Below are 9,838 nucleotides of genomic sequence, written 5' to 3' on the forward strand. Positions count from 1 at the left end.
TATAAGTAATTTAATGTATGGCATGCTAGCGTGTCAATAGAAGTTTTGTTAATATGTAATTAAGTTTTGTATTACTAATATTTGTGAGAGGTGCAATCAGGATGGATATCGGCTCAACTATTCGGGTAATTCGGAAAAGAAAAAATATTACTATCGCCCAAATTTGCGAAGAAACCGGCTTGTCCCAAGGCTTCATGAGTCAGGTTGAAACCAATAAAACCTCCCCCTCTATTTCGACGCTTGAGAACATAGCACAGGTTTTAAAGGTCCCTTTAGCTTATTTGCTCTTGAAGAAAGAGGAGCGAATGATGGTTGTTCGCAAGGAAGAACGAAGCATTACAACAAGCGGTTCTGACAATTTAAAGGTGGAGCATTTAAGCTCCACAAAGAACGTCAAGATGATGGTTGTAGAGTTCCCTCCCGGTGCTTCGACGGGAGATACACCTCATGCTCATGAAGGCGAGGAGGTTCATGTCGTTATTAAAGGAAGAATATACGCAGAACAGGGTGAGGATGCGGCTGAATTCGGAGAAGGTGATTCGTTCAGTTGGAACGCATGTACACCCCATTTGGTAAGAAATATAGGGAAAGAAACGGCAATCGTGCTTATTTCCATCTATACTGAAAGCAACAGCGGACGAAGCCTTATCTGAAAGTTAGAATACAGTCTGTAGTCACTCATTTTTAAACCTATAAAACGCCCTCAACCGAGCCATGTGGATTAGTTGAGGGCGTTCTTTTTCATAGTTATGCAAAGACCAGACAACGGCTTTTATTTATTCATTAAAAAGAAAACTACCTTACGATAGTTAAACGTAAAGTAGTTTATAATTAAAAACTTATGACAAGAACTTTATAATCGTTTAATCCTTACATACTTGCCATACAACTTGAAAATACCGTACCCCAGTAGGCCTCCAACGCTATTTAGGATCAGATCATCCACATCAAAATTTCCGATGGAAAAAAAGACCTCTAAGCATTCCAGGAGTAAACTCAATCCCAGGGAGAGGATAAATACTCTAATCAGCGATATCATTTTGCTTTTAGACATGATTACAATAAAAATTCCATACGGCATGAATGCCAAGATATTCCCAACCAAATTGATTACTCCATGTATTGACGGAGTTAGAACGGTAACGGAAATAGTTTTAAACGGAATAAAATTACCATACAGCATTCGGTGCATACTATACGCTGGGTTAGGGTTCTCTAGATTTTTCTGTAGTCGTTCCCACAGAAAGTACGTATCAATCGAGCCGTACTTAAATAAAATGATTCTAAATAAAGTAAGCATATACAAGACAAACAGTACTGGTAGCACAATGCGACTCATTTGTTTCATTTTTCTTGTCCTCGCTTTTGAGTTCTATGCTCGCTCGAGGTTTACCCCGATAAAAATTAGGATAAGGGAAACTGTTTAAATAAAAAGTGGGGTATTTATAAAGTTTTCCTTAATTTTCATGAATGATTGCGCCCGATTCAAGATATTGTCTGAGTGTTATTTCATTCCATACAATCTTTATGTTCTACAAGAAAATCATTCACAACTTGATAAAAACCGTCTAAATCATCGGAGTGGACACCATGACCGCATTCTTCGAATACTACAAGCTTAGTGTTAGGTCTTTTTAATTCCATCTGTTCTGCCTGGTTGATGTTAAGAAAAAAGCTTTTTTTACCATGAATCAGCAAAATAGGGCAATTAGATGATAACCAATCTTCCCACCAAACCCCATTAGATTGCGGTACGGAAATTTGCAGCCCCTCTAGATCTGTACGGAACCCCCACCCTAATTTATCCTCGAACACGCTTTCAGAAAAATAATCAATCGCCCGAAGCCCTGCACGGCCAAGTGAATCTCTTAGTTCTTTTAAAGAGGCCGAACGAAATGGAAGCTTGTCGGCAAATGAAAAGTCTGCGTTAATTTCCACACCGATATCTTCAACGATAACCGCTTCGACCCATTCCGGATAACGAGCCGCGAATTGATAAGCGTTCAATCCACCTAGAGAATGCCCCAGCAGTGTTACGGGTTGTCCTCCGAGTTCATTTTGAATCAGGTTTAATATGTCATTGATGTAATCATTCCTTGCGTATTCCATTCCAATGGGATGTTCACTCCAACCGTGTCCGCGTTGATCTACAGCGATTACACGCCAATCTTTAAATTTGACAGCCAGCTCCGAAAATGTTCTCGCATTAGCCATATACCCATGTAACATAACAAGCACTTTATTACTTTCACCACCAAAGTCAAGATAGGAAAGCTGAAGATTGCCCGATTTAAAATATTTCCGTGTTGTTAAAATAGTATTGTCTGAATTGATCATCGTTTTTTCTCTCCCTTTATAAAATAATCTTCTTAAAATTCTCAAGCACTCGTTGTCTTTGTCCATATAAACAAGCAAGCATGGCGGAAAGCGCCATAAATATAGAGCTTGATGTTACGCCAAATTTCATACCGTACCGCTCGACAACCCAGCCACCAACTATGGGACCTATAATTTGCCCTGCTGCAAAAAAAGCAGTGGCTACGCTAAGGCATACCGCATAAGCGCTATGTGGTGCATAACGACGAAGAAGCGCGGTCGTCATCAACGGCGGTGTAATAAATGAAACCAACCCAATCATTACTGCACCTAATGAAGTAAGTAGAATATGATTTGTCGTTACACCTAGCACACCAATCGTGCCTAGTGCTAACCCCAGTGCCAGTGTATACCCGCTTGGCCATCGGTCAATGGCTCTGCCTCCAATCCAACCATTGAATAAACCTGCAAATCCGATACCTGACCAAATCAGTCCAGCATACATTGACGTAATTCCTTTATTTACAAGATATGGAACCAAAAAAGTGAAATAAATGATATATCCCCAACCAAAGAAGAAATAAGATCCGAGCAAGAATAAAAATTTATTTGGACTAAACAAGAGTCTGTATACGTTCACTTGTTCCAGTAAATTCGATTCAAGTTGTGTGGATATGGTTCTCTCCCATCTTTCCTTTCTTGTTACCAGCTCAAAGCCCAACGTAGCAAGAATACCGAAGACACCCATTAACTTCCAAGCATAGCGCCACCCCTCCAAATGAGCAGGCTCTATGATATAAGGTGCGAATAAGCCTGTAACCAGAATTCCGACAGAGCCACCTAACCATATTAGCCCCGAAGCCATTCCTCGCTCAGTGGGTTGAACGACGTCCGTAGCAATAGACAAGACCAAAACCGTTGCCAAAGCTGAAAAAAAACCAATCATGAACCGCCATAGCCCAAGCTGAATGAAATGATCACTAAATGCCGAGCCTATCATGCCCACTCCAAGTAACAAACATGATATTCGATTGATGACATTCTTTCTATGCTGCAAACGGGAAATTAATGGCGGTAGACATAGGGTTCCAACCAGATAACCAATGAAGTTGACGGTTCCTAACATGCCTAATTGACCGTAACTCCCCCCTATTTCCGTTTGGATCCCCGGCAGGAACAAGCCGTAGGATAGCCGCGAAAATCCAAGGATTAAAGCAAATAAAAGTGATGCCCATAAGGTGATCCAATTGAATGCCGATTTATAACCCAAACCCATAGCATTCCTCCTGTCCCAAAATAGTTCTTGTAACTATTGTAAATTGGCATCATTGTTTTGTAAAATTGAACTATATGAATAAATTGTTCATATTTTTAAAACAAAGGATGAGGATCATGGATCTGCGAGCATTAAAAACATTTGAAGCTATTTTACGTCTTGGCAGCTTTCAGAAAGCTGCTGAAGAACTCCAATATGCACCTTCTACGGTAACACTTCAGATTCAGCGTCTTGAAGCTGATTTAGGTGTCTCTTTATTTGTACGTGATGGCAAACGCATGATTGCTTCTGAAGCCGGCCGATGGCTGTATCAGGAAGCAACTGCTTTACTGAGAACGATTGGATCCATGAGACAAACTATCTCCGATATCGATACGGGGGATGGCGGAGCCATTCGTTTTGCCGCGATTGAACCCATTGCGAGCCAAAAGATAGCGACTATCGTAGCTGATTTTTGTAAGATTCGTCCGCAAGTGCAGTTATCTATGGAGATTAGTGGTAGTAGATCTATCGCAGAAAGAGTTCGATCCGGTGAATTAGACTTCGGTATATGCGCATCTCCAGCAGTAAACCTCATGCTGGAGTTTGAGCCACTTATCGAGGAAAAATTGGGGGTAATGATGAGGACCGACCACCCGTTAGCCAATCAAAGCTGCATCTCTGTGGACGACCTCATAGGACAAACCATCCTGTTAAAAGAGCAAAACTGTATTTATCGGGAGTTATCAGAAGGGATGTTAGTTCAAACGAGTCGAAATCCTTTTTCGGGTATCGAGGTGGGAAGTTTTTATGTGATTCGGCAAATGATTAAGTCAGGTTTCGGTATAGGGATTGTTCCTATGTATGACAGTTTGGGACTAGAAAGCACTTTGGTTACTAGACCTTTTGTCGATATTGACCCCGTTGTCGTAATAGGATTAGTTTATAAAGATAACAACATCTTGGGCAAAGCAGCATTATTATTAATGAATGCCTTAAGGGAGGTTAAAAAACAAAATGATATACATTCGTGTGTCGTTTCTTCGACCTCACAATGTTCGACAAAAAACGTTCACCCAAATGAGTGAACGTTTATCCTTTAGAACTTATAAGCTGAATTCACTAGGATTTAATCCAAGCGAATTGCATATGTCACGAACCGCGGCTTTCTCTTTATCATCGAAATCACCATCTGCAGCTCCGATTGCGCTACATACACCAACGATGACTCGCCCAATCTCAGGCTTATTACTAAATTTGGCAATTGACTTTAGTGCTTCTTGTTTGCCAATCATGGCATCAAACTCGAGGTTACCAACATAGTGATTGAATCGAGCAATAACATCGCTCATATCAAACACTTTTAATTCTTCACTACGGCTCATGTATCCAGCCATTTTTTGCTTTTCATTGGCATCAATGGATCCGTCTGCTGCTGCTACAACCGCACATCCGGCAACTACGGCATCCATAAAGTCTTTGTTCTTGAATTTCTTAACCTGTTCGGTTAAGCCTTGTTTTGAATTTTGCAACCATGATTTGAAACCAATACTCATATAGGAAGCCTCCATTATATATATTTGCACGCTTCCTTTATTTTAGATACAATTTTTAAATTTAGCAAATTATGTAGAAATTAATCGAGTTGCGCTTTATTTCAGCAAAGCTTGAATCTGATCAGATGATCGGTCAAATGTTCTCTCTTTAAGATTTCAATCTGCTTGTTCCCTATTAAATCGTAATGCGGATATACATCAGCCGTGATGCCTACCGGACGCTGCTAGAGCTGCCGTTCAAGGAAAAGCTGCTGTAACCAAACCCCGGTTTACCTGGCTAATACTGAGATAATTTGATAGACTCACTAGAGTTAAAACCATCGCTATTATGAACTGCGATGGTTTTGTATGATTTAATTATCGCAGTCACCCCTTCATCCTTCTCGCGGAATAGCTTTACCAATGACGGTCAAGCTTCACTCCCCCCTTTTTCCAATGGTCATTGTACATCTTATATGGAAAAAGGTTGTCCTATACGTCCTACTTAATGGCTACTCTACAAGTTTCTCGTTAAGTAAAAATAATAGGTAAGGAGTGACACGGTGTTCGCGTATGGACAATACTCATTACACGCAAGAATCACCCATGGTTGCATAATTAATGATATGCTGCTTTAAGAATTCTTTACTTTGCTGCCCAACCCAAATCTCTACTTGATATCCATCTTTAAATAATATAAAGGTTGGCACGCTTGTCACACCGTATTCAGCTGCGAGTTCTTTTTCCTGATTGATATCAACTTTAGCAACGGTTGCCTGATATCTTACTTCTTGAGCCAACTTCTCATCAATGGGAAGCTGTTCTTGGCAAGATTTGCTGCTAGGGTCATAAAAGTCAACAAGTGTGATCCCATGATCGATCTGTCCCCTAAAAGTTGCTTTTATTAATGAATGAATTTCCATTCCGTAACCTCCTTATATTTAATTCATTTAATATGTCGCTTAAGACAATGAAAACCCCGCTTGCGAAAGCGGGGTTTTAAAGAAAAACGTTAGCCAATCACATTCGATATGACTTCGATATTGCCTTGAGTTGCTCTAGCATAAGGACAAACTTTATGGGCTTCATCAACAATTTCCTGAGCAACACTGATATCTACGCCTTTTACGGTAATATCGAAATGAACTGCAAGTACATAGCCGTCATTCGCATCCTTACCGAGTGAAACATTTGAAGCTATTGATATGCCTTCTGTTTTAATACCTTTTTTCCTAATAACCGTCCCCATGGCACCTTCGAAGCATGCAGCAAATCCTGCAGCGAACAACTGCTCCGGATTAACTCCGTTACCCGGGCCGCCTAGTTCCTTTGGATATCTCAAGTCCAAGTTAAGATTGCCATCGCTCGAAACTGCTTTACCTTCTCTTCCACCTTCAACATTTACAGTAGCCGTGTACAATTTCTTTTCCATTTTTATCATAGTAACATCTCCTTTTTGACTGGTATATTCTTTACGCTTTGTGCTCAACTTATCCAAACAATACTCAATTATTGCGACGTAATTTTAGTGAAATAACGATTAAACCTAACGGAATAAATCAACACGTAAACTACGATTAGTGCAGCAAACAGATTGAAAATAACCAAAGATACATTCAAATTGAAAAATTGAGTTAGTACGCCTACCCCAACAGGGGGCACAATAAACCCAAAATACGCACACAGATAAAATGCTGAAATAACTCGCGGACGTTCTTCCGGCTTTGGCAGCTGTCCGGCAAAACGCAATGCAACCTGAAACGTCCATCCGGCACCAATTCCTTGAATAAATATGCCAGCCCAGAGTAAAAACAAGCTCTCTGCCTGACCGGAAAAAACAATAATCCACGACCCAATAGCCAGAGACAAGATTGCAATCCGCATCCGTGTAACGGGATTACGCGGCCAAGGGAAGAACTGCATCAGAGCTCCTCCGCCTAGAAGCATTAAGATTAACAATCCTGAAATAGACAGATTGTTCGTGTGAATGACATGCTTGACGAATGATGGAATAAGTGAAAACACAACACCACCTAATGTAAAGACGGTAAAGATCGGAAGCCCGATAAAAGACCAGAAATGAGTGCTAATATTATCTGGTACACCGAGTGAAATCTTTGCTTTAGCCGGCTTCTGTGCCGCTAAAGCCTCGTGTTTCGGCAGTAATTCCAGCACAATCAAGGAGCTGAACAACATGACGAGCAAAATCCAAAACGGCAAACGAAGCGGTTGAACATGCAGATACTCCACGATTAAACCCGATATCGCTGGGCCCAAACCAAAACCAATGTTCACGACCACCCCTGATAACTTTAGTGCTGTTCCCACTTTATCTTTAGCGGTTTGTTTTAACAGAAACGCGCTGGCCGTACCTGTAAAAGCGCCATAGGCGATGCCTTCCAAAATCCGTCCCGCATATAGCATCCAACTGTTGGAGCTAATAATAAACAGCAACGTTGATGCGATTGATATCCATATACTGAATCGAAGTACGTTCTTCAATCCCCAGGCATTCCCTCTCGCTCCTACGACAAGTAAGGTTGGCAGCAAGGCAGCGGCATAAACGGCAAACAAAATCGTGATTTCCAAACTGCTCATTTGATAATGCTCCCCATATAAAGGGAATATGGAAGAAATAAACGTGGCTCCACAGGACATGATTAATACAACCCAAAGCATTCTTATCATAAAGTCTCTCTTCTCCTCTTTAAGAAACGTAATTTAATCCCGTCCTTTAGTTAAATTTAGTTTGCTACAATATGACCTGTTTATTGCAAGCTACGTCTAACGATTTTTAGTCTCATATGCCCATATTTAGCGCAGCACACTGAACAGGGTATATTATTTTGACGTAGGCATACATCGAATCGACGAGAAGGATGAATAATACTAAAATTATAGTCCTTACCGTCGATATTCTTTAGACATTCTGTCATGTATGAAAGTTGATGCCAATTACTTCATCCATCATGTTCCTCATTGAACCTGCATGTTCTTTGCCTAATTTCTCTTCGAATTCAGCCTGGGCCCGCTCCCAGCCGAGTCTTCCTAATTCCATGCGACTTAGTGCTTCGTCGGTAATTGATACGATTCTTGCTCGCCGATCGCGTTCGCTTACCTGAATATTTACCAAGCCATCACGCTCCAGTGGCCGTAGATTATGTCCAATCGTGGCACGATCCATAGTCATAAGTCCAGCTAATTCATTCATTGTCTGCGCCCCGCGGTTCTTCAGGTAACCTAAGATGGCATATTGAGTAGCTCGCAGGCCCGATCCTGACTCTGCCAGGCAGGTATCGTAGAAACGTGAAATATGACGTGCTGCGCGTCTTAACTTTGTACAGTTACAGAGATCCATGTTGGTTATCATCATTCTACACCTCCAAACGTTTGTTGACTCATCGCATAAATTGATTTTAGTCTCATATTCCCCTAATTGCAAGAGGAAGAACATGGTTCACCCAATTAAGCTACCGATAGGATCGGTAGCTTAATTGGTTAGTGTTACATACTGAAACAAATGTTCTTTTACCTTTGCCACTTCGGCTGGCGTGCGATGGACTTCAATACACTCGTTGACATCAAATTTATTGCCGTCAAGATCATAGAAGACGAAGTTGATACCGCATGCGCCGCGATCTGCAGGATGATCCGTCTGCGCACCACTCGATTGCAAATGGTCGTAGAGGTGTTCGATCTGCCTCACTTCAAATGTAAACCTGAACATCGGATAGCCTTCCTTGTTCGGAAACGCATTGTCGATCTCACCTTTCGTCTCCACCAGATGCAGCCATTGTCCGTCTGACAGTTTCATAATCGCTTGGGCTTCCTGTGGATTAAACGGCACCGCGAATTCTAAACCGAAATTCCTCTGCCACCATTCCGCTGATAGGAGTGGATCTCGTACCGGCACATATACAGAACAAATGCACTTCAAACTGTTTCCCAATCTTTGCGGCGTGCTCTCATTCATTTTCATCATCCCTTTACAATCATTTCTCTTACAATAGAATGAACGAAATTCGCGTCGGAAACCTAACAACCGAATACATATTATTTTGCCACCACGTGAAATAAGTTGCCGTCCGGATCTCTGAACGTAAAATGTAATTGTCCTCTGGACGTAAGCAGATGCGTGAGCTGTGTACCTCCCTTGTTCAATCCGAGATAAGCTCTATAAATGTCGAAAGGATTTCTTCGATGGAAAGCATCGACTAACGCGTCAAAATGTAAGGGGTTCACTGAATGAGCTTGTGTTTGCTCGCTGCTTTTCTGAGCCAACTCTTTTAACCTTCGGCGAGCTCTCCCAAGGGTTACATGCACCGTAGCCTCATTCATTTCTACGAATACCGCCGTTTCTTTAGCCTTAAAATCGAATATGTCCATCAGTAATAAAATAACGGCCATCTTCGGCGGAAGCCGTTCGGCGAGTTGCTCGAGCAGCTATCTACTTAACAACGATGCATCCGTTGAGATTGCATCATTGCCCGCTTCGATGGAAACAGTCTGAATTCGCTTCTTCCTCTGCACATCAATCCATGCGTTTCGGACGATGCGGTAAAGAAAGGTTTTAGTCACTGGCCTTTCCGGATCCTTAAGCAATGCTTCGTTTAATTTGAGCCATGCATCCTGGGTCAGATCGTCGGCATCCCATCGATTTCCAGCTACATGCATGCTGTAAGTATATAGAAATAGTTTATAGTCCATTCCACTACATTCTACTAGGCGCTTA

The 9,838-nt window shown here is 41.6% G+C and carries 13 protein-coding genes; 2 read left to right on the forward strand and 11 right to left on the reverse strand.

The features are described 5' to 3' along the window. Positions 1-101 precede the first annotated feature (101 nt). Positions 102-653 (forward strand): helix-turn-helix domain-containing protein, encoded by a 552-nt coding sequence (locus ACSQ8O_RS25960; RefSeq protein ID WP_436244013.1) that lies wholly within the window; start codon positions 102-104, stop codon positions 651-653. A 200-nt stretch (positions 654-853) separates the two neighbouring features. Here the strand turns inward: ACSQ8O_RS25960 and ACSQ8O_RS25965 are convergent, their stop codons facing one another. The 3 genes from ACSQ8O_RS25965 to ACSQ8O_RS25975 all read right to left on the reverse strand — a co-directional run bounded on the left by ACSQ8O_RS25965 (position 854) and on the right by ACSQ8O_RS25975 (position 3,592). Then, a complete protein-coding gene (locus tag ACSQ8O_RS25965) occupies positions 854-1,348 on the reverse strand; it encodes a VanZ family protein (RefSeq protein WP_436244014.1) in 495 nt (164 codons plus the stop codon). A 161-nt stretch (positions 1,349-1,509) separates the two neighbouring features. Continuing rightward, positions 1,510-2,337 carry an alpha/beta fold hydrolase gene (locus tag ACSQ8O_RS25970; RefSeq protein ID WP_436244015.1) on the reverse strand — a complete coding sequence of 276 codons (828 nt, stop codon included), beginning with the start codon at positions 2,335-2,337 and terminating at the stop codon, positions 1,510-1,512. 16 nt (positions 2,338-2,353) lie between these two features. Next, positions 2,354-3,592: a YbfB/YjiJ family MFS transporter gene (locus ACSQ8O_RS25975; RefSeq protein ID WP_436244016.1), complete on the reverse strand. Its 1,239-nt coding sequence runs from the start codon at positions 3,590-3,592 to the stop codon at positions 2,354-2,356. Positions 3,593-3,708: 116 nt separating this feature from the next. Between ACSQ8O_RS25975 and ACSQ8O_RS25980 the strand changes: the two genes are divergently transcribed. Continuing rightward, positions 3,709-4,659 (forward strand): LysR family transcriptional regulator, encoded by a 951-nt coding sequence (locus ACSQ8O_RS25980; protein WP_436244017.1) that lies wholly within the window; start codon positions 3,709-3,711, stop codon positions 4,657-4,659. An 18-nt stretch (positions 4,660-4,677) separates the two neighbouring features. Here the strand turns inward: ACSQ8O_RS25980 and ACSQ8O_RS25985 are convergent, their stop codons facing one another. From ACSQ8O_RS25985 to ACSQ8O_RS26020, 8 genes are all read right to left on the reverse strand, one after another. Next, complete coding sequence (locus tag ACSQ8O_RS25985) at positions 4,678-5,127, reverse strand: tellurite resistance TerB family protein (RefSeq protein WP_056625787.1); 450 nt, start codon at positions 5,125-5,127, stop codon at positions 4,678-4,680. Between the two features lie 566 nt (positions 5,128-5,693). Then, positions 5,694-6,029 (reverse strand): thioredoxin family protein, encoded by a 336-nt coding sequence (locus ACSQ8O_RS25990; RefSeq protein ID WP_436244018.1) that lies wholly within the window; start codon positions 6,027-6,029, stop codon positions 5,694-5,696. A gap of 89 nt (positions 6,030-6,118) precedes the next feature. After that, positions 6,119-6,547, reverse strand: a complete 429-nt coding sequence (locus tag ACSQ8O_RS25995; RefSeq protein WP_056625771.1) for an organic hydroperoxide resistance protein — start codon at positions 6,545-6,547, stop codon at positions 6,119-6,121. A gap of 68 nt (positions 6,548-6,615) precedes the next feature. Beyond that, entirely contained in the window at positions 6,616-7,794 is a 1,179-nt protein-coding gene (locus tag ACSQ8O_RS26000) for an MFS transporter (RefSeq protein ID WP_436244019.1), read from the reverse strand. A 244-nt stretch (positions 7,795-8,038) separates the two neighbouring features. Beyond that, positions 8,039-8,479 carry a MarR family winged helix-turn-helix transcriptional regulator gene (locus tag ACSQ8O_RS26005; RefSeq protein WP_436244020.1) on the reverse strand — a complete coding sequence of 147 codons (441 nt, stop codon included), beginning with the start codon at positions 8,477-8,479 and terminating at the stop codon, positions 8,039-8,041. Between the two features lie 117 nt (positions 8,480-8,596). Then, complete coding sequence (locus ACSQ8O_RS26010; protein WP_436244021.1) at positions 8,597-9,088, reverse strand: VOC family protein; 492 nt, start codon at positions 9,086-9,088, stop codon at positions 8,597-8,599. A gap of 71 nt (positions 9,089-9,159) precedes the next feature. Further along, positions 9,160-9,549 carry a sigma factor-like helix-turn-helix DNA-binding protein gene (locus tag ACSQ8O_RS26015; RefSeq protein ID WP_436244947.1) on the reverse strand — a complete coding sequence of 130 codons (390 nt, stop codon included), beginning with the start codon at positions 9,547-9,549 and terminating at the stop codon, positions 9,160-9,162. Next, on the reverse strand, positions 9,550-9,813 hold the full coding sequence (locus ACSQ8O_RS26020) for an RNA polymerase sigma factor (RefSeq protein WP_436244022.1): 264 nt from the start codon (positions 9,811-9,813) through the stop codon (positions 9,550-9,552). Positions 9,814-9,838: the final 25 nt, after the last annotated feature.

Origin of the sequence: Paenibacillus sp. LjRoot56, from assembly GCF_964253335.1 — a bacterium.
GTDB classification, from domain to species: Bacteria; Bacillota; Bacilli; order Paenibacillales; family NBRC-103111; genus Paenibacillus_E; species Paenibacillus_E allorhizoplanae.

What these genes read in the sequence shown, in the direction of transcription:
- ACSQ8O_RS26005 (WP_436244020.1), bottom strand. Translation starts at nt 8,479, where the DNA reads ATGATGATAACCAACATGGATCTCTGTAACTGTACAAAGTTAAGACGC.
- ACSQ8O_RS25965 (WP_436244014.1), bottom strand. Translation starts at nt 1,348, where the DNA reads ATGAAACAAATGAGTCGCATTGTGCTACCAGTACTGTTTGTCTTGTAT.
- ACSQ8O_RS25990 (WP_436244018.1), bottom strand. Translation starts at nt 6,029, where the DNA reads ATGGAAATTCATTCATTAATAAAAGCAACTTTTAGGGGACAGATCGAT.
- ACSQ8O_RS25985 (WP_056625787.1), bottom strand. Translation starts at nt 5,127, where the DNA reads ATGAGTATTGGTTTCAAATCATGGTTGCAAAATTCAAAACAAGGCTTA.
- ACSQ8O_RS25970 (WP_436244015.1), bottom strand. Translation starts at nt 2,337, where the DNA reads ATGATCAATTCAGACAATACTATTTTAACAACACGGAAATATTTTAAA.
- ACSQ8O_RS26000 (WP_436244019.1), bottom strand. Translation starts at nt 7,794, where the DNA reads ATGATAAGAATGCTTTGGGTTGTATTAATCATGTCCTGTGGAGCCACG.
- ACSQ8O_RS25980 (WP_436244017.1), top strand. Translation starts at nt 3,709, where the DNA reads ATGGATCTGCGAGCATTAAAAACATTTGAAGCTATTTTACGTCTTGGC.
- ACSQ8O_RS25975 (WP_436244016.1), bottom strand. Translation starts at nt 3,592, where the DNA reads ATGGGTTTGGGTTATAAATCGGCATTCAATTGGATCACCTTATGGGCA.
- ACSQ8O_RS26010 (WP_436244021.1), bottom strand. Translation starts at nt 9,088, where the DNA reads ATGATGAAAATGAATGAGAGCACGCCGCAAAGATTGGGAAACAGTTTG.
- ACSQ8O_RS25960 (WP_436244013.1), top strand. Translation starts at nt 102, where the DNA reads ATGGATATCGGCTCAACTATTCGGGTAATTCGGAAAAGAAAAAATATT.
- ACSQ8O_RS26020 (WP_436244022.1), bottom strand. Translation starts at nt 9,813, where the DNA reads ATGGACTATAAACTATTTCTATATACTTACAGCATGCATGTAGCTGGA.
- ACSQ8O_RS25995 (WP_056625771.1), bottom strand. Translation starts at nt 6,547, where the DNA reads ATGATAAAAATGGAAAAGAAATTGTACACGGCTACTGTAAATGTTGAA.